Source organism: Pseudomonas sp. S2_F07, from assembly GCF_054668325.1.
Map to the genome: position 1 here is coordinate 3,622,693 of NZ_CP162758.1, position 17,492 is coordinate 3,640,184.

17 protein-coding genes, 1 other RNA gene and 1 pseudogene are annotated in these 17,492 nt (G+C 61.4%); 7 read left to right on the forward strand and 12 right to left on the reverse strand.

The window, feature by feature from the left end; translation table 11 throughout:
• Nucleotides 1-46: 46 nt before the first annotated feature.
• Nucleotides 47-2,920 (reverse strand): aminomethyl-transferring glycine dehydrogenase, encoded by a 2,874-nt coding sequence (gene gcvP, locus AB4O40_RS16415; protein ID WP_056726401.1) that lies wholly within the window; start codon nt 2,918-2,920, stop codon nt 47-49.
• Nucleotides 2,921-3,073: 153 nt separating this feature from the next.
• Between gcvP and AB4O40_RS16420 the strand changes: the two genes are divergently transcribed.
• Nucleotides 3,074-4,216, forward strand: a complete 1,143-nt coding sequence (locus AB4O40_RS16420; protein WP_056726400.1) for a DegT/DnrJ/EryC1/StrS family aminotransferase — start codon at nt 3,074-3,076, stop codon at nt 4,214-4,216.
• Between the two features lie 53 nt (nt 4,217-4,269).
• Here AB4O40_RS16420 and gcvH read toward each other — a convergent pair whose 3' ends face one another.
• The 9 genes and pseudogenes from gcvH to AB4O40_RS16465 all read right to left on the reverse strand — a co-directional run bounded on the left by gcvH (nt 4,270) and on the right by AB4O40_RS16465 (nt 13,425).
• The gene (gene gcvH, locus AB4O40_RS16425; RefSeq protein WP_056726399.1) at nt 4,270-4,653 is read right to left on the reverse strand and encodes a glycine cleavage system protein GcvH; all 384 of its coding nucleotides are present in this window, start codon (nt 4,651-4,653) and stop codon (nt 4,270-4,272) included.
• Between the two features lie 49 nt (nt 4,654-4,702).
• The gene (gene gcvT, locus AB4O40_RS16430) at nt 4,703-5,785 is read right to left on the reverse strand and encodes a glycine cleavage system aminomethyltransferase GcvT (RefSeq protein ID WP_056726398.1); all 1,083 of its coding nucleotides are present in this window, start codon (nt 5,783-5,785) and stop codon (nt 4,703-4,705) included.
• Nucleotides 5,786-5,941: 156 nt separating this feature from the next.
• Nucleotides 5,942-7,558, reverse strand: coding sequence for an ABC transporter permease (locus AB4O40_RS16435; protein WP_056726677.1), 1,617 nt, complete (start codon nt 7,556-7,558; stop codon nt 5,942-5,944).
• A gap of 138 nt (nt 7,559-7,696) precedes the next feature.
• Nucleotides 7,697-8,701 (reverse strand): extracellular solute-binding protein, encoded by a 1,005-nt coding sequence (locus AB4O40_RS16440; protein WP_056726397.1) that lies wholly within the window; start codon nt 8,699-8,701, stop codon nt 7,697-7,699.
• 248 nt (nt 8,702-8,949) lie between these two features.
• Nucleotides 8,950-10,167: a 2-octaprenyl-3-methyl-6-methoxy-1,4-benzoquinol hydroxylase gene (locus tag AB4O40_RS16445; protein WP_177336486.1), complete on the reverse strand. Its 1,218-nt coding sequence runs from the start codon at nt 10,165-10,167 to the stop codon at nt 8,950-8,952.
• A 9-nt stretch (nt 10,168-10,176) separates the two neighbouring features.
• Nucleotides 10,177-10,263 (reverse strand): annotated as a pseudogene (locus AB4O40_RS16450) (tetrameric acyl-CoA thioesterase); the annotation flags it as partial.
• Nucleotides 10,264-10,321: 58 nt separating this feature from the next.
• A complete protein-coding gene (ubiH, locus tag AB4O40_RS16455) occupies nt 10,322-11,509 on the reverse strand; it encodes a 2-octaprenyl-6-methoxyphenyl hydroxylase (RefSeq protein WP_056726395.1) in 1,188 nt (395 codons plus the stop codon).
• Nucleotides 11,506-12,840 carry a Xaa-Pro aminopeptidase gene (gene pepP, locus AB4O40_RS16460; protein ID WP_056726394.1) on the reverse strand — a complete coding sequence of 445 codons (1,335 nt, stop codon included), beginning with the start codon at nt 12,838-12,840 and terminating at the stop codon, nt 11,506-11,508. Before pepP ends, ubiH begins: the two co-directional genes overlap by 4 nt.
• 27 nt (nt 12,841-12,867) lie before the next feature.
• Nucleotides 12,868-13,425 (reverse strand): YecA/YgfB family protein, encoded by a 558-nt coding sequence (locus tag AB4O40_RS16465; RefSeq protein WP_056726393.1) that lies wholly within the window; start codon nt 13,423-13,425, stop codon nt 12,868-12,870.
• Between the two features lie 120 nt (nt 13,426-13,545).
• Between AB4O40_RS16465 and AB4O40_RS16470 the strand changes: the two genes are divergently transcribed.
• The 4 genes from AB4O40_RS16470 to AB4O40_RS16485 all read left to right on the forward strand — a co-directional run bounded on the left by AB4O40_RS16470 (nt 13,546) and on the right by AB4O40_RS16485 (nt 14,970).
• Nucleotides 13,546-13,755: a TIGR02449 family protein gene (locus AB4O40_RS16470; RefSeq protein WP_007940359.1), complete on the forward strand. Its 210-nt coding sequence runs from the start codon at nt 13,546-13,548 to the stop codon at nt 13,753-13,755.
• A complete protein-coding gene (locus tag AB4O40_RS16475; protein WP_007982900.1) occupies nt 13,752-14,069 on the forward strand; it encodes a cell division protein ZapA in 318 nt (105 codons plus the stop codon). The genes AB4O40_RS16470 and AB4O40_RS16475 overlap by 4 nt, the downstream gene beginning before the upstream one ends.
• Nucleotides 14,070-14,099: 30 nt before the next feature.
• Nucleotides 14,100-14,278, forward strand: a non-coding RNA gene (gene ssrS, locus AB4O40_RS16480) — 6S RNA.
• 86 nt (nt 14,279-14,364) lie between these two features.
• Nucleotides 14,365-14,970 (forward strand): 5-formyltetrahydrofolate cyclo-ligase, encoded by a 606-nt coding sequence (locus tag AB4O40_RS16485; RefSeq protein ID WP_008048703.1) that lies wholly within the window; start codon nt 14,365-14,367, stop codon nt 14,968-14,970.
• Nucleotides 14,971-15,005: 35 nt separating this feature from the next.
• Here the strand turns inward: AB4O40_RS16485 and AB4O40_RS16490 are convergent, their stop codons facing one another.
• Complete coding sequence (locus AB4O40_RS16490; protein ID WP_007982896.1) at nt 15,006-15,161, reverse strand: hypothetical protein; 156 nt, start codon at nt 15,159-15,161, stop codon at nt 15,006-15,008.
• A gap of 195 nt (nt 15,162-15,356) precedes the next feature.
• On the opposite strand from AB4O40_RS16490, the gene AB4O40_RS16495 reads away from it, so the two are divergent.
• Entirely contained in the window at nt 15,357-15,809 is a 453-nt protein-coding gene (locus tag AB4O40_RS16495; RefSeq protein ID WP_056726392.1) for an EVE domain-containing protein, read from the forward strand.
• A gap of 142 nt (nt 15,810-15,951) precedes the next feature.
• On the opposite strand, the gene AB4O40_RS16500 is transcribed toward AB4O40_RS16495, so the two are convergent.
• Nucleotides 15,952-16,359, reverse strand: a complete 408-nt coding sequence (locus tag AB4O40_RS16500) for a flagellar basal body-associated protein FliL (protein ID WP_056726391.1) — start codon at nt 16,357-16,359, stop codon at nt 15,952-15,954.
• Between the two features lie 150 nt (nt 16,360-16,509).
• Here AB4O40_RS16500 and AB4O40_RS16505 point away from each other — a divergent pair, with 150 nt between their 5' ends.
• Complete coding sequence (locus AB4O40_RS16505; RefSeq protein WP_056726390.1) at nt 16,510-17,487, forward strand: NADPH:quinone oxidoreductase family protein; 978 nt, start codon at nt 16,510-16,512, stop codon at nt 17,485-17,487.
• Nucleotides 17,488-17,492: the final 5 nt, after the last annotated feature.

The following is a 17,492-nucleotide window of genomic DNA, read 5'->3' on the forward strand; positions in this document are numbered from 1 at the left end:
CACAACCTCATGTTCACTGATACCCCTGTGGGAACAGCCTGAAATGTCAGCGGTAATCATCCACCGGCACACAGGCACAAAACAGGTTCCGGTCTCCATACACGTTGTCCACCCGGTTCACCACCGGCCAGTATTTGTGCGCCTTGGTGTGCGCGTCTGGCGTGACCGCTTGCACGATGCTGTATGGCCGCTCCCACACGCCGGTGATATCGGCCAACGTATGCGGCGCACCTTTCAACGGGTTTTCTTCAGCCGGCCAATTGCCGTTCTGCACCTCGTTGATTTCCGCGCGGATGCTCAGCATTGCCCCGATGAACCGGTCCAGCTCCGCCTTCGACTCACTTTCGGTCGGTTCAACCATCAGCGTCCCCGGCACCGGAAACGACATGGTCGGGGCATGGAAGCCGTAATCCATCAAGCGCTTGGCCACGTCCTCCTCGGTAATGCCGGTCAACGCCTTGAGCGGACGCAGGTCGAGGATGCATTCATGGGCCACCCGCTCGTTGCGCCCGGTGTAGAGCACAGGAAAGGCACCGGACAAATGCCGCGCCAGGTAATTCGCGGCGAGGATCGCCACTTCGCTGGCGTCCGCCAACTGCGGCCCCATCATCGCGATGTACATCCAGCTGATCGGCAGAATGCTTGCGCTGCCCCAGGGTGCTGCGCTGACGGCGCCATTTTGTGGAAGCGGGCCGTCGATCGGCACCACCGGATGGTTGGCCACGAACGGCGCCAGATGCGCCCGAACACCAATCGGCCCCATGCCCGGCCCACCGCCACCATGGGGAATGCAGAAGGTCTTGTGCAGGTTCATGTGCGAGACATCGGCGCCGATATCGGCCGGACGCGCCAATCCGACCTGAGCGTTGAGGTTGGCGCCATCCATGTACACCTGCCCCCCGTGCTGGTGGATCACTTCACAGATTTCGCTGATTCCCTCCTCATACACGCCATGGGTCGAAGGATAGGTCGCCATCAGGCAGGCGAGTTTGTCTGCGGCCTGCGCGGCTTTTTCCTTGAGGTCATCCAGGTCAACGTTGCCCGCCTCGTCACACTCGACGATCACCACGCGCATCCCGGCCATCTGCGCCGACGCGGGATTGGTGCCATGAGCCGACGAAGGAATCAGGCAAATATCGCGGCCGCCCTGTTGCCGGCTCTCATTGTATTTGCGGATTGCCAGTAGCCCGGCGTATTCGCCCTGGGCACCGGAGTTGGGTTGCATGCAGATCGCGTCGAAACCGGTGATCGCACACAACCAGCGCTCCAGCTCCTCGATCATCAGTCCATAACCGGCGGCCTGTTCCTTGGGCACGAACGGGTGCAGGTTGGCGAACTGCGGCCAGGTAATCGGGATCATCTCGCTGGTGGCATTGAGCTTCATGGTGCAGGAGCCCAGCGGGATCATCGATTGATTGAGCGCCAGGTCCTTGTTTTCCAGTTGCTTGAGGTAGCGCAGCATCTCGGTTTCGCTGTGATGGGCGCTGAACACGGGATGGCGCAGATAAGGCGAAGTTCGCACCAGCCCTTCGGGAATACCGCCAGGCAAGACCTCGGCATCCAGGTCATCGACGCTGAACCCGTGATCGGCCCCCAGGAACACATCGAACAGCTTCGCCACGGTGCCTTCGTCACAGGTCTCGTCAAGGCTCAAGCCCAGTTGGCCGCGCCCGAGAATGCGCAGGTTGATCTGTGCGGCCCGGGCACTTTCGATGATCGCGGTCTGGGCTCCGCCGACTTCCAGCGTCAGGGTGTCGAAGAAGTGCCGGTTGATCCGGGTGATACCGTTGCGCTCAAGCCCGGCGGCCAGGATGCAGGTCAGCCGATGAACCCGCTGGGCGATCCGCTTGAGCCCTTCGGGGCCGTGGTAGACCGCATAGAAACTGGCGATATTGGCCAGCAGCACCTGGGCCGTGCAGATGTTGGAGTTGGCCTTCTCCCGGCGGATGTGTTGCTCGCGGGTTTGCAGGGCCATGCGCAAGGCGGTGTTGCCCCGCGCATCTTTCGAAACACCGATGATCCGCCCGGGAATTGCCCGTTTGTATTCATCGCGGCTGGCAAAAAATGCCGCGTGAGGCCCGCCGTAGCCCATGGGCACGCCAAATCGCTGGGACGAACCGAACACCACATCGGCACCCAGTTCACCTGGCGGGGTCAGCATCAACAGGCTCAGCAAATCCGTGGCGACGCAGGCCAGGGCCTGTTGCGCGTGCAGGTGATCGATCAGCGGCCGCAGGTCGTGGATTTCACCGTGGGTGTCGGGGTATTGCAGCAATGCGCCGAACACCTGGTGCTGCTTCAAGTTATCCACAGCGTCGACGATCAGCTCGAAGCCGAAACCTTCAGCACGGGTCTGCACCACGGAAATGGTTTGCGGGTGGCAGTTTTCGTCGACAAAGAACAGGTTGCTTTTGGACTTGGCGACCCGCTTGGCCAGGGCCATGGCCTCCGCCGCGGCGGTGGCCTCATCAAGCAGTGAGGCATTGGCCAGCTCCAGGCCGGTCAGGTCAATGGTCAGTTGCTGGAAGTTAAGCAGCGCTTCGAGCCGCCCTTGGGCGATCTCAGGTTGATAAGGGGTGTACGCGGTGTACCAGCCGGGATTTTCCAGCACGTTGCGCAGAATGACGGCCGGTGTGAGGGTGCCGTGGTAGCCCATGCCGATCAGGCTGGTCCAGACCTGGTTCTGTTCGGCATAACCGCGCAGCTTGGCCAGCGCGGCCTCTTCATCGAGTGCCGGGGGCAGATCCAGCGCCCGGTTGAGACGGATGCCCGGCGGCACCGTCTGCTCGATCAATTCGACCCGACTGCCCAGGCCGAGGCTGTCGAGCATCGCCTGCTGCTCGGCGGCATCGGGCCCGAGGTGGCGGCGCAGAAAGGCATTGGGGTCGCGTAACTGGCTCAGGGACGGCAACTGGGACATGACGGGCTCTCTCTTGACTGGCGCTCAGCGTCGATGCAACACGGTCAAACCAGCATAGCAGTCGATCTCCCGGTGGATGGCGTGGCGCGCTCGAGCAATCCGGATCATCATGTCCGCCGCCTGCCCAATGTCCGCTGATCGGTGACTGTATCCATGAGCCAACTGCCTTTCCTGCCGTTTTCCAAACCTACTATCGATGAAGCCACGATTGCCGCCGTCGGCGACGTATTGCGCTCGGGCTGGATCACCAGCGGCCCCAAGGTCCAGGCCTTCGAAGCGCAACTCTCGGAGTATTTTGGCGGGCGCCCGGTGCGCACCTTCAATTCCGGCACCTGCACCATGGAAATCGCCTTGCGGATTGCCGGGGTCGGGCCAGGCGATGAAGTGATCACCACGCCGATTTCCTGGGTGGCCACCGCCAACGTCATCCTGGAAGTCGGCGCCACCCCGGTGTTTGCCGACATCGACCCGATGACCCGCAATATCGATCTCGATCAACTGGAAGCGGCGATTACCCCCCGCACCAAAGCCATCATCCCGGTGTACCTCGCCGGTTTGCCGGTGGACATGACACGTTTGTACGCCCTGGCGAAAAAGCACGGCCTGCGGATCGTGGAGGATGCAGCCCAGGCGCTGGGCTCCAGCTGGAACGGCCAACGCATTGGTTCGACGGGGGACTTCGTGTCCTTCAGTTTCCAGGCGAACAAAAACGTCACCTCCTCCGAGGGCGGTTGCCTGGTGCTGAATACGGCCGAAGAAGTACGACTGGCGGAGAAATACCGGTTGCAGGGCGTTACCCGCAACGGCTTCGATGGCCTGGATGTCGACTTGCTGGGTGGCAAGTTCAACATGACCGACGTCGCCGCAGCCATTGGCCTGGGGCAATTTGCTCATATCGAAGCCATCACCGCTCATCGCCGTGACCTGGCCCGGCACTATTTCGCCTGTTTTGGCGAGGATTTCGAAGCGCAGTACGGAGCGCAACTGCCGCCAGCGGATTTCGAGAACAGTAACTGGCATCTGTTCCAGCTGGTATTACCGGAACGCACGGATGGCAAACCGGCGCGGGCGACTTTCATGGAGCAGATGCAGGCATTGGGTGTCGGGATCGGCTATCACTACCCACCGATTCACCTGTTGAGCCTGTACCGCGAGTGCGGCTTCAAGGAGGGCATGTTCCCGGTCGCTGAGCAGGTCGGTCGGCTGATTGTCTCGCTGCCGATGTTCACGGCGATGAGCAAAGCCGATGTCGAGCGTTCGGTGGCGGCGGTGAAAGCGGTTTTGCGCGACGCCTGAGCCCGCAATGAAAAAGCCCCGACGGATCGGGGCTTTGGGATGTTGCGTCAGGCTTATTCGCCGATGGCAGCCTTGTAGCCGGCGGCATCCAGCAGCTTTTCCAGCTCTGCCTTGTCGCTTGGCTTGAGCTTGAAGATCCACGCGCCGTACGGGTCGGTGTTGAGCAACTCTGGCGAACCACCCAGTTCTTCGTTGATCGCAATCACTTCGCCGCTGATCGGAGCGTAAATGTCGGAAGCGGCTTTAACCGACTCCACCACACCAGATTGATCGCCAGCGCTGAAGACTTTACCAACTTCAGTCAGCTCGACGAACACCACATCACCCAGCGCTTCCTGCGCGTGATCGCTGATGCCCACGGTGACGGTGCCATCGGCTTCCAGACGTGCCCATTCGTGACTTTCGGCAAAACGCAGGTCGGCAGGGATATTGCTCATGTTCTGTGTCCTCAGGAAATTGTCAGCGGTCGTTAACCGCTGGAAAAGATTAGATCAAGGTTTTGCCGTGGCGTACGAAGGTCGGCTTGACCACCCGGACCGGGTACCACTTGCCACGGATTTCCACTTCAGCGCGGTCGGCTGTTGCCATCGGCACGCGCGCCAGTGCAATCGACTTGCTTAGCGTAGGAGAGAAACTACCACTGGTGATCTCCCCTTCGCCAACATCAGCGATACGAACCACCTGATGAGCACGCAAAACACCGCGCTCCTCAAGGACCAGCCCTACCAGTTTGTGCTGTATGCCGGCGGCCTGCTCGGCTTCCAGCGCCTTGCGCCCGATGAACTTCCGGGTGGCGGGCTCCCAGGCAATGCTCCAGGCCATATTGGAGGCCAAGGGTGAAATATCCTGCTGGATGTCCTGACCATAAAGGTTCATGCCGGCTTCGACCCGCAAGGTATCCCGCGCGCCAAGGCCGATGGGAGAAATCCCGGCACCGACCAGATCGTTGAAAAAGCCTGGCGCCTGATCGGCCGGCAGAATGATTTCCAGGCCGTCTTCGCCGGTATAACCGGTGCGCGCGATGAACCAGTCACCATCGGACAGGCCTTCGAAGGGCTTGAGGAGCTGGATCAGGTTGCCGCGGGACTGGCTGACCAGTTCGGCAATTTTCTGCCGGGCGTGAGGGCCCTGGATGGCCAGCATCGCCAATTCGGAACGCTCGCGAAGTTGCACGTCGAAACCGTCGAGATGCGCTTGCATCCAGGCCATGTCCTGATCGCGGGTGGAGGCGTTGACCACCAGGCGATAACCCTCATCGAGACGGTAGACGATCATGTCATCGACGATCCCGCCCTGCTCGTTGAGCATGGTGCTGTACAAAGCACGGCCGGGGCTGTGCAGGCGTTCGACATCATTGGCCAGCAAATGCCGGAGCCAGGCTTTGGCCTGGGTGCCGCCGACATCGATTACGGTCATGTGGGATACATCGAAGACACCGCAATCGCGGCGCACCTGATGGTGCTCCTCGACCTGCGATCCATAATGCAGAGGCATGTCCCAACCGCCAAAATCGACCATCTTCGCGCCGAGTGCGAGATGAAGGTCATACAGAGGCGTACGCTGTCCCATGGGTTTCTCCTTCCGGGCGTGGCGAAGGCGCGGGCAGGTGCTGCACGGACTGAATGCCTTGAAACAAAGGGCCTTCAGCCGATTTCAGCTACCTGGTCTGTCAGACTGACCGCACCGAATGCCGCGCATTGTAGCCGCAAGGTGTAGGACTGACACCTAGCTGTTTCGATGCGCCGAGCGCCGGATCAATCCGATGACCGGCAACAGCCCGACCAGCACCAGGGTCAAGGCCGGCAAAGACGCCCGCGCCCATTCGCCTTCGCTGGTCATTTCGAAGATTCGCACTGCCAGCGTGTCCCAACCAAACGGGCGCATCAGCAAGGTCGCGGGCATTTCCTTGAGCACGTCGACGAACACCAGCAGCGCGGCGCTCAACGTGCCGGGTAGCAATAATGGCAGATACACTTTGAAAAACAGTCGTGGCCCACTGACGCCAAGGCTACGTGCCGCTTCGGGCAAAGATGGCCTTATACGCGCCAGGCTGCTTTCCAGCGGACCGTAGGCCACCGCAATGAAACGCACCAGATAGGCCAGCAGCAACGCCGACAGGCTGCCCAGCAGCAGTGGCTTGCCCGCGCCACCGAGCCAGCTCGAGAACGGGATCACCAGCTCGCGATCCAGGTAACTGAACGCCAGCATGATCGACACCGCCAGCACCGAACCAGGCAAGGCATAACCCAGATTGGCCAGACTGATCCCGGAACGAATGACCCGGGTGGGTGCCAGTCGTCGGGCAAACGCCAGTAACAAGGCGACGCTGACGGTGATCAACGCCGCCATCGCCCCCAGGTACAAGGTATGGACGATCAACCCGGTGTAGCGCTCGTCGAGATCGAAGCGCCCGCGCAACCAGAACCACACCGCCAATTGCAGCATCGGGATAACGAAGGCGCAGGCGAACACCAGACCGCACCACGTCGTGGCCGCCAGTGCCTTGATGCCTCGCAGGTGATACAGCGCCTTGACCCGTGGTCGCTCGTTGCTCGCCCGGTTGGCCCCACGGGCACGCCGTTCGCCGTAGAGCACGAGCATCACCACCAGCAGTAACAGGCTGGCCAGTTGCGCGGCGGACGACAGGCTGAAAAAACCGTACCAGGTCTTGTAGATGGCCGTGGTGAAGGTATCGAAGTTGAACACCGACACGGCGCCGAAGTCCGCCAGGGTTTCCATCAACGCCAATGCCACGCCCGCACCGATGGCTGGTCGCGCCATGGGCAACGCCACCCGCCAGAACGCTTGCCAGGGCGACTGGCCAAGGACTCGCGCGGCTTCCATCAGACCCTTGCCCTGGGCGAGGAAGGCGGTGCGCGCCAGCAGATAGACATAGGGATAGAAAACCAGCACCAGCACCACAATCACCCCACCCGTGGAGCGCACGCGCGGCAGCCGCAGACCACTGCCAAACCACTCGCGCAGCAGGGTTTGCACGGGGCCGGCGAAATCCAGCAGGCCAACGAAGACGAAGGCCAACACATAGGCAGGGATCGCGAAGGGCAGCATCAGCGCCCAGTCCAGCCAGCGCCGGCCGGGGAATTCGCAAAGGCTGGTGAGCCAGGCCAGGCTGACACCCAGGGCGGTCACGCCGACACCGACGCCTAGCACCAGGGTCAGTGTATTGCCCAGCAACCGCGGCATCTGTGTGTCCCAGAGATGGGACCAGATCTGTTGATCGATGGTTTGCCAGGAAAGCAGCAGGACGCTCAGGGGCAACAGGACCAGCGCAGCGATGGCGAAGACGACGGGATACCAGCGGCGCTGGGCGGGATGGGCCAAGGAAAATCTCTCGCGAAATTTTGAAGTGTAGAGAAAACGCAAAAAGATCGCAGCCTCCGGCAGCTCCTGCATTGGGTTGGTGATCACCCTGTAGGAGCTGCCGGAGGCTGCGATCTTTTGACCTTTAAAACAGCAGGCTCAGTTCCAGCCAGCCTTGTCCATCAGGCGAATCGCCTCGGCCTGGCGCTTGCCGGCGATTTCCACAGGCAAGGTATCAGCGATGAACTTGCCCCACGCGGCGACTTCAGCCGATGGCTGCACGGCCGGGTTCGCCGGGAACTCCTGGTTCACGTCGGCAAAGATTTTCTGCGCTTCAGGAGTGGTCATCCACTCCACCAGGGCCTTGGCCGCTTCCGGGTGTGGCGCGTGTTGTGTCAGGCCGATACCCGACAGGTTGATGTGTACGCCACGGTCAGCCTGGTTCGGCCAGAACAGCTTCACCGGCAGGTCTGGCTTCTGCTTGTGCAGGCGGCCGTAGTAGTAGGTGTTGACGATACCGACGTCGCACTGGCCGGCGTTGATCGCTTCCAGCACGGCGGTGTCGTCGGAGAACACGTCAGTGGACAGGTTCCTGACCCAGCCCTTGAGGATTTCCTCGGTCTTCCCGGCGCCGTGCACTTCGATCATGGTCGCGGTCAGGGACTGGTTGTAGACCTTCTTCGCCGTGCGCAGGCACAGGCGGCCTTCCCATTGCTTGTCGGCCAGCGCTTCGTAGGTGGTCAGTTCACCCGGCTTCACCCGATCAGTGGAGTAGGCGATGGTCCGCGCCCGCAGGCTCAGGCCGGTCCAGGCATGGGAGGCAGCCCGGTATTGCAGGGGAATATTGGTGTCGATGGTTTTCGAGGTGAACGGCTGGAGGATGCCCATCTGCTCGGCTTGCCAGAGGTTACCGGCATCGACGGTCAGCAGCAGGTCGGCCGGCGTATTCGCGCCCTCGGCCTTGAGCCGCTGCATCAGCGGCGCTTCCTTGTCGGTGATGAACTTCACTTTCACGCCGGTCTTGGCGGTGTAGGCATCGAATACTGGCTTGATCAGCTCGTCGATTCGCGAGGAGTAGACCACCACTTCGTCAGCGGCCTGGGCGGCGGTGCTGCCGATCAGGGTCAAGGCCAGTGCAGTCAGTAGACGCTTCGGTGCCAACATGGGAGCGGTCTCTCGATTGAAAAATGAGGACAAATGATAAGGACTCACATTTAGCTTCTCAATCGAAGCTGGCCGTGGAGGAGTTACCAGATGTTGCTTGAGCTGGAATATGAGGTGACTGAACTGCCGCCATCGCGAGCAAGCTTGCTCCCACAGGGTTCTCCAGCGTTCACACAAATTGCATTAACACCTGAATTCCTGTTAGAGCGAGCTTGCTCGCGATGAGGCCATAAGCCTCAACGAAAATCTCAGAGCTTGGCAAGCGCCGGCAAATCCCCGGTCAACCCCAGCGCTTCACGCACGAACAACGCCTTGGCTTCCGGCATCTTCTCCACAATTTTCAACCCGGTATTACGCAACCAGCGCACCGGCAACGGATCGGCCTGGAACAAGCGCTCGAAGCCTTCCATCGCCGCCATCAGCGCCAGGTTGTGGGGCATGCGCCGACGTTCGTAACGGCTGAGGACCTTCACATCCGCCAGGCGTTCGCCACGTGTTGTCGCTTGCAGCAACACTTCGGCCAGCACGGCGGCATCAAGGAACCCGAGATTCACCCCCTGCCCGGCCAACGGGTGAATGGTGTGGGCCGCGTCGCCGATCAATGCCAGGCCTTCAGCCACATAACGCTTGGCATGCCGCTGGCGCAGAGGCACACACAGGCGCGGGTCAGCGCTAAGCACCTCGCCGAGCCGACCTTCAAAGGCCCGCTCCAGCTCCTTGCGGAAACCTTGTTCATCCATCGCCATCAGGCGTTCGGCTTCGCCGGGTGTGGTCGACCAGACGATCGAACACCAATCCTGTTGGCCGTCGCGCTCAAGGGGCAGAAACGCCAACGGACCGTTATCGGTGAAGCGCTGCCAGGCCGTCATCTGATGCGGCCTGGCGCAACGCACGCTGGTAACGATGGCATGGTGCAGATAATCCCATTCGCGGGTCGCCACACCGGCCAGGCGTCGCACCGCCGAGTTGGCGCCATCCGCCGCGATCACCAGCGGCGCGCGCAGGGTGCGGCCGTCGGCCAGGGTCAGCAGCCAATCATCGCCGGAGCGGCGCATCTGCTCCAGGCGAGCATTGGCCAGCAACCCCAGGTCGCATTCGTGCAGGCGCTCGAGCAAGGCATCCTGCACCACGCGGTTCTCGACTATATGTCCCAGTACCTCGGCATGCACGCTGGTCGCCGAGAAGTGGATTTGCCCGGTGCCGCTGCCATCCCAGACCTGCATGTCGGTGTAGGGGCTGCTGCGCCGCCCGGCGATGCCGTCCCACACACCCAGGCGCTCGAGAATCCGCTGGCTGGCGGCCGACAAGGCGCTCACCCGCGGTTCAAACGCAGCCTGAGCGTTGAACGGTTTGACGCTCATGGGGCTGCCGTCCAGCAGCAGGACTTCCAGCCCGCTGTCCTGTAACGCCAGCGCCAGGGCGCTGCCGACCATTCCGGCCCCGACAATCAGCAGATCTGCGCGCATTTCCATGCTTTAAGCCTGTCTCTCTTGCGGCTTGAGCCGCACGTAAAGGGTTTTCCCGACCCGCGCCACCCAGTGGCAAGAGCCGTCATGAATGCCGAACCTGCAGGCAGGTATTTTTATCGATCGTGCCTTGCCGAATCCGCGGATCAGCCAGTCACGCATCCGGTCGCGTACCCAACCCCATCGCCTGCCGGGCAAACCAGCGTTTGGCCGGTGGCAGCAGATCCAGGCCGAGCAAGCCGATGTTGCGCCCCAGGGACACCAGCGGCTGGGTGCTGCCAAACAGGCGCGTAACCTGATCGGAGAAACCCACGGTGAGGTCCTGATCGAGTCGCTGGCGTTCGCGATAGGCCTGCAACGTGGCGAAGTCGCCCAAAGGGTTTTCGCTGGCGAGCAAGGCATCGGCCAAAGCCTGGGCATCGCGCAGGGACAGGTTGAACCCTTGGCCGGCGATCGGATGCAGGCTGTGCGCTGCGTTGCCGAGAATCGCCAGATGCGGGCGCACCTGTTCTTCAGCCTCGACCAGCGTCAGTGGATACAGATGCCGCGCACCCACCTGCTTCAATGTGCCGAGGCGATAACCGAACACACCCTGCAACTCGCTGAGGAAGCTGCGCTCATCCAGGGCCGCCAGGCGTTGCGCGTCCATGCCCAGGCGGGTCCAGACCAGTGCGCAGCGATTATCCGGAAGCGGCAGCAACGCCATCGGGCCTTCGTCGGTGAAACGCTCGAAGGCCATGCCGTTGTGGGCTTCACTCGGGGTGATGTTGGCGATCAGCGCGCTCTGGTTGTACGGACGCTTGCGGATACCGATCCCCAACTGCTCGCGCAAGCCGGAGCGGCCGCCATCGGCGAGCACCGCGAGGTCGCATTCCAGGGTGGTTTCATCATTCAGGGTCAGGCGATAGCCATCGACCAGCGGCTCCATGCGGGTGACTTCCGCCGGGCAGCGCCAACTGATCACGTCCTTGTCCAGGCCTTGCCACAGGCATTGGCCGAGCCAGGCGTTTTCAACGACATAACCCAGCGCTGGAACACCCTCTTCCATCGCCGACAGCCGCGCCGTCGAGAACCGACCACGGTCGGAAACATGAATCTGCTTGATCGGCTCGGCGCGGCGCGAGACTTCCTGCCAGACGCCCAGCCGTTGATAGATCTGCCGCGAGCCGAAGGACAACGCCGAGGAACGGGCATCGTAACTCGGTTGATAGCTGTCGCCAGGGGCGAACGGTTCGATCAACACGATCTTCCAGCCCCGGGCCTTGGCCCCGGCCTGAAGCGCCAGCGCCAGGCTTGCACCGACCAGCCCGCCACCAATGATTGCCAGGTTGACTCGACTCATGCTGCCTGTGTCCGCGCGGCGGCCATCAGGGCCTCGATCTCGGCAACGGTTTTCGGCACGCCGTTCGTCAATATTTCACAGCCGGTTTTGGTGACCACTACGTCGTCCTCGATGCGCACGCCAATGCCACGCCATTTCTTCGCAACATTCTGGTTGTCCGGGGCGATATAGATCCCCGGCTCCACGGTCAGCGCCATGCCGACTTCCAGCACGCGCCACTCGCCGCCGACCTTGTATTCGCCGACGTCATGCACATCCATGCCCAACCAATGGCCGGCGCGGTGCATGTAAAACGCCTTGTAGGCTTCGCTGGCGATCAGTTCATCAACGTCGCCCCGCAGCAGGCCCAGTTTGACCAGCCCGGCGGTAATGACCCGGACCGTTGCTTCGTGTGCCTGATTCCAGTGCTTGTTCGGGGCGATTTCGGCAAAGGCGGCTTCCTGGGAAGCCAGCACCAATTCGTAAATCGCTTTCTGTTCCGCAGAATACTTACCGCTGACCGGAAAGGTCCGGGTGATGTCACTGGCGTAGCAGTCGATCTCGCAACCGGCGTCGATCAGCACCATATCCCCATCCTTGAGCAACGCGTCATTCTGCTGGTAATGCAGGATGCAGCTGTTACGCCCCGCCGCGACGATCGACCCGTAGGCTGGCATCTTCGCCCCGCCCTTGCGAAATTCGTAATCGAGCTCGGCTTCCAGGCTGAATTCGTGCAACCCGGCGCGACAGGCCTGCATGGCCCGTACATGCGCCTGGGCGGAAATCCGCGCCGCCTCGCGCATCACTTTCACTTCTGCCGCCGATTTATACAGGCGCATGTCGTGCAGCAGATGATCCAGGGCAACGAATTCGTTCGGCGGCTGGGCACCGAGGTTGGCCTTGGAGCGGATCACGTTGATCCACTCCATCAGGTGGCGATCGAATTCGGGGTTGCTGCCCATCGCCGAATACACCCGGTCACGGCCTTCGATCAGGCCTGGCAGGATGTCGTCGATATCAGTGATTGGAAAGGCGTCGTCGGCGCCGAAGTCGCGAATTGCGCCTTCCTGCCCGGCACGCAGGCCATCCCACAGCTCGCGCTCGGCATTGCGTTCGCGGCAGAACAGGATGTATTCGCCATGCACGCGCCCCGGCATCAGCACCAGTACGGCCTGAGGCTCGGGAAAACCGCTGAGGTACTGGAAGTCGCTGTCCTGGCGGTAGACGTGCTCGACGTCGCGGTTACGAATTGCGACCGCGGCGGCGGGCAGGATGGCGATGCTGTTGGGTTCCATCTGCGCCATCAGGGCCTTGCGGCGACGGCTGTATTCCGATTTCGGGATATGAATCATGGGCAGATGGTTTTCCCTGTCTTACGATTAGTGCAAAGACGGTTTGGCAGCGACCTGCACGTCTTTTTTGGTCTCGGAGAACAGCAGCAGCGGTGCGACGCGCAGGTACTCCATGACTTCCATGTAGTCGTTTTCGCCGTCGTCGGACTCTTCCAGGGCATCTTGCACCTGGGAAATGGCCGCCAGATCCTGCAACACCTCGGTGGCCTCGGTGCTCAGGGCGCTGCTGTCACGGCAGTTCAAGCCAAAGCCACTGAGGAAGCCCTGGCACCACTCGCCCAGTGCAGCGGCACGCTCGGTGAGCGGGGCGTCGTCAGTCGGCAGCAGCAGAACGACGGTCACGTCATCGCCGGTGAGTTCGCCTTTTACCATCTCTTGCAGGCCGGTCAGGGCGTTGCGAACGTTGTCCTGCGGCTCGCTTTCGAGCAGTTCAGCGGCGTCGATCAGCCAGCCTTCGGCGTCGAAACCGGCGCCGGCGCAGCTGCGGCCGAGCAACAGCCCGTGCAGTTCAGCGGGCGAGACGTTGTGACCGCTGGAAGTCAGCAGGGTGGCGAAGGCTTGGTACGGGGAATTCTGAATGGTCATGGGCAGCTAGGCGCCAGACGGCGCTATGTCTAGAATGAAGGCCTTGTATCCTACATCGACAGACTCGCCAAGACTATTAAAGGCTGTCCGCCAGCTACCCCGTCAGACACAGTGGACAATATGGAAGACACCGACCTGCAAGCGCTGATGGCCAGACTCGAGCTGCTGATTACCCGAGTCGAGCAACTTAAGAGTCAAAACGCACTCTTACTAGCTCAGGAAAAGACCTGGCGCGAGGAACGCGCGCACCTCATTGAAAAAAACGAAATCGCCCGGCGTAAGGTCGAATCGATGATTTCGCGCCTCAAGGCCCTGGAGCAAGACTCATGAGTTCAAGCAATAGCGTCACCGTGCAGATCCTCGACAAAGAGTATTCGATCATCTGCCCTCAGGAAGAGCGCAGCAACCTGGTCAGCGCAGCCCGTTATCTGGACGGCAAGATGCGCGAGATCCGCAGCAGCGGCAAGGTCATCGGTGCCGACCGTATCGCCGTGATGGCCGCGCTGAACATCACCCACGACTTGCTGCACAAGGAAGAACGCCCGGATATCCAGGCCAGCGGATCGACCCGCGAACAGGTGCGTGACCTGCTCGATCGCGTCGATCTGGCGCTCGCCACCGATCCGGACGTCACCAAAGGCTGATTCGCGCCGCCGCTTGCGGTATAATCCCCTAACTCCCTGGGGTGCTTGCCAGTTGGCGATGTCCCTGAGCCGATTTGCTATACCCTGGAGGTTGCACGTTGGGCTGGTGTGCATGTCCGCTAGACGGAAAGCCTTAAAGCCTACTGCATCTTCCACCTTGAACTTTCGGGTTCAAGGGCTAAGTCGACAGCGGCACATTCGGGGAGCCTGATTTCAGTCCAATGCCGGTTTTGATACCGGCATTGGCGTTTTTACGGGTACGCTTCACGTATCCGCATTGTTGAAGCCCGAATACATGACCGAACCTGCGCTGCTCCCCCGCCCGCAACTTCGACGCATGCTGCGCAAGGCCCGCCGCGCACTGACTCCCAGTCAGCAACGCCAGGCCGCTCGCGGACTGTACAAGCAATTGGCCCAGCAACCGCTGTTCCGCCGCGCCCGGCACATCTCGCTCTACCTGCCCACCGACGGTGAAATCGATCCACGCCTGTTGCTGCGCGCCGCGCAACGCCGGGGCAAGGCCACCTATCTACCGGTGCTGAGCGCCTGGCCGCGAACCAAAATGGTGTTCCAGCGTATCCGACCCGGGGAAAAACTCAAACCCAACCGCTTCCGTATTCTCGAACCACGGGCCAACCTCGCCCGGCAGCGCAAGATCTGGGCACTGGATCTGGTGCTGTTGCCATTGGTGGGTTTTGACGATGTCGGCGGGCGCCTGGGGATGGGCGGTGGCTTCTACGACCGCAGCCTGGCCTACCTGGCGCGACGAAACGACTGGCGCAAGCCGACGCTGTTGGGGCTGGCCCATGAATGTCAGAAAGTGGCGCGATTGGCTCAGGCGAGCTGGGATGTGCCGCTGCAAGGAACGGTGACAGACAAGGCCTGGTATTACGCAGGCTAGACGCCACTTCGATCAGTGGCGCCGAGGCAACAGGATCAGCGCTTGAAGGCGGTCGACTGTTGCTGCAATTGGGCGAGTTCGACCGGTGCATCGGTCTTGTTGGCCCACAGGCTTTGGGCATAGCCAGTGGTTACGACGCCAAGGCCAAACAAAATGACCAAAATCCATAGTAAATCCGGTTTGCGTTTCATCGATTGCCCCCCAAAGGCACATCAACACGATGACAGCAGCGGTTTCCGTTTGTAGGCCGTGCAGCAGCGTCAAGCTCTAAAGGCCGGCATTTTGCGACAACGTGAACCGCTGCGCAAATGCTGACGTCAACCGACTGTCGGTTTGTCATAAAATCGCCGACAAGCTGCTCAATCACCACGCAAGGAGCAACAGACATGGCCTATTGGCTGATGAAGTCCGAGCCCGACGAACTCTCGATCAAGGGGCTGGAAAAGCTCGGCAAAGCGCGCTGGGACGGGGTTCGCAACTATCAGGCACGCAATTTCCTGCGGACCATGGCGGTGGGGGATGAGTTCTTTTTCTATCATTCCAGCTGCCCTGAGCCGGGCATCGCCGGAATCGGCAAGATTGTCGAAGCCGCGTATCCGGACCCGACGGCGCTGGAGCCAGAGAGCCATTATTTCGACCCTAAGGCCACCCCGGACAAAAACGCCTGGAGCGCGATCGATGTCGAGCATGTCGAGACCTTTGCCCGGGTGCTGAAACTGGATTATCTGAAACAGCAGACGGCACTGGCCGGGTTGCCGCTGGTGCAGAAAGGCTCGCGGCTGTCGGTGATGCCGGTGACGGCGGAGCAGTGGGCAGCGGTGGTTGCGCTCAAGCCGTAGGATTTGCAGCGTCTTTCAGAACGCCTTCGCGGGCAAGCCCGCTCCCACAGTGGATTTGTGTTGGAACATGATCATAAGTCCACCACGGAACCCTGTGGGAGCGGGCTTGCTCGCGAAGAGGCCCGTCAGGACAGCGAGAGTCTTATTGGATGATCAGGTTGTTGAACAACAAATCCTCAACCACCGGCTTACCGGTTTCGTCGTTCATCACCTGCTGGGTCTGCTTCAACGCTTCCTGACGCAGCTTTTCCTTGGCCTCGACATTGTTCATCGTCTCGGTGGTCTGCTGGGCGAACAGCGCGACCAATTGATTGCGGATCAACGGCTCATTGGCCTTCACCGCCTTGGCGGCTTCGTCACCGGTTACCCGCAACGCCACATCGGCCTTGTAGACCTTCAGTTTCGGCGTGCCATCCAGCCCGTAGTTACCCACGAACGGCGGGCTCAGGGTGATGTAACTGACTTTCGGCGCTGCATCTTCCCTGGCTTCTTCGGCCACCGCTGCCACAGGCAGGGACAGGGCCAGCATCAACATGATCCACGCTTTCACAATTCGCTCCTTATCCGGTTTGCGGCCTAGCATAACGACCCGCCACGCCAGCACAAGCTTATGGCTGACTATCAGGGTCGGGCATGCTCGTTGACCCATCGACCCACACACCTACACTTATCGGCCATCACTCCCAAAGGAATAGCCCTGATGAAAGCCGTGCTGTGCAAAGCCTTCGGCCCTGCCGAATCGCTGGTGCTGGAAGACGTCGCCAGTCCTGTCGCAAAGAAGAACGAAATCCTGCTGGACGTGCACGCCGCCGGGGTGAACTTCCCCGACACGTTGATCATCGAGGGCAAATACCAGTTCAAGCCGCCCTTCCCGTTTTCACCGGGCGGTGAAGCGGCCGGCGTGGTCAGCGCAGTGGGCGAAAAGGTCAGCCACCTGAAAGTCGGTGACCGGGTCATGGCCCTGACCGGCTGGGGCAGCTTTGCCGAGCAGGTCGCTGTACCGGGTTACAACGCGCTGCCGATCCCGCCATCGATGGACTTCAACACTGCCGCCGCCTTCAGCATGACCTACGGCACCTCGATGCACGCCCTCAAGCAGCGCGGTAACCTGCAGCCGGGCGAAACCCTGCTGGTGCTTGGTGCCTCCGGTGGTGTCGGCCTGGCGGCGGTGGAAATCGGCAAAGCCATGGGCGCCCGGGTGATCGCCGCGGCCAGCAGCGCAGAGAAACTCGCCGTGGCCAAGGCCGCCGGTGCCGACGAACTGATCAACTACAGCGAAACCAGCCTCAAGGACGAAATCAAGCGCCTGACCGACGGCCAGGGTGCCGACGTGATCTACGACCCGGTCGGCGGCGACCTGTTCGACCAGGCGATCCGCGCCATCGCCTGGAACGGCCGCCTGCTGGTGGTCGGCTTCGCCAGCGGGCGCATTCCCGAGTTGCCGGTCAACCTGGCCCTGCTCAAGGGTGCGGCGGTGCTCGGCGTGTTCTGGGGCTCGTTCGCCCAACGTCAGCCGCAAGACAATGCGGCAAACTTCCAGCAGTTGTTTGGCTGGTTTGCCGAAGGCAAGCTCAAGCCGCTGGTGTCTCAGGTGTATCCGCTGAGCAATGCGGCGCAGGCGATCAATGACCTTGGCCAGCGTAAAGCGGTGGGGAAAGTGGTGGTGCAGGTTCGCTGAATCTC

Excerpts from the sequence above, each read along its gene's own strand:
- gcvP (WP_056726401.1), bottom strand. The coding sequence starts at position 2,920 with ATGTCCCAGTTGCCGTCCCTGAGCCAGTTACGCGACCCCAATGCCTTT.
- AB4O40_RS16420 (WP_056726400.1), top strand. The coding sequence starts at position 3,074 with ATGAGCCAACTGCCTTTCCTGCCGTTTTCCAAACCTACTATCGATGAA.
- gcvH (WP_056726399.1), bottom strand. The coding sequence starts at position 4,653 with ATGAGCAATATCCCTGCCGACCTGCGTTTTGCCGAAAGTCACGAATGG.
- gcvT (WP_056726398.1), bottom strand. The coding sequence starts at position 5,785 with ATGGGACAGCGTACGCCTCTGTATGACCTTCATCTCGCACTCGGCGCG.
- AB4O40_RS16440 (WP_056726397.1), bottom strand. The coding sequence starts at position 8,701 with ATGTTGGCACCGAAGCGTCTACTGACTGCACTGGCCTTGACCCTGATC.
- AB4O40_RS16445 (WP_177336486.1), bottom strand. The coding sequence starts at position 10,167 with ATGCGCGCAGATCTGCTGATTGTCGGGGCCGGAATGGTCGGCAGCGCC.
- ubiH (WP_056726395.1), bottom strand. The coding sequence starts at position 11,509 with ATGAGTCGAGTCAACCTGGCAATCATTGGTGGCGGGCTGGTCGGTGCA.
- pepP (WP_056726394.1), bottom strand. The coding sequence starts at position 12,840 with ATGATTCATATCCCGAAATCGGAATACAGCCGTCGCCGCAAGGCCCTG.
- AB4O40_RS16465 (WP_056726393.1), bottom strand. The coding sequence starts at position 13,425 with ATGACCATTCAGAATTCCCCGTACCAAGCCTTCGCCACCCTGCTGACT.
- AB4O40_RS16470 (WP_007940359.1), top strand. The coding sequence starts at position 13,546 with ATGGAAGACACCGACCTGCAAGCGCTGATGGCCAGACTCGAGCTGCTG.
- AB4O40_RS16475 (WP_007982900.1), top strand. The coding sequence starts at position 13,752 with ATGAGTTCAAGCAATAGCGTCACCGTGCAGATCCTCGACAAAGAGTAT.
- AB4O40_RS16485 (WP_008048703.1), top strand. The coding sequence starts at position 14,365 with ATGACCGAACCTGCGCTGCTCCCCCGCCCGCAACTTCGACGCATGCTG.
- AB4O40_RS16490 (WP_007982896.1), bottom strand. The coding sequence starts at position 15,161 with ATGAAACGCAAACCGGATTTACTATGGATTTTGGTCATTTTGTTTGGC.
- AB4O40_RS16495 (WP_056726392.1), top strand. The coding sequence starts at position 15,357 with ATGGCCTATTGGCTGATGAAGTCCGAGCCCGACGAACTCTCGATCAAG.
- AB4O40_RS16505 (WP_056726390.1), top strand. The coding sequence starts at position 16,510 with ATGAAAGCCGTGCTGTGCAAAGCCTTCGGCCCTGCCGAATCGCTGGTG.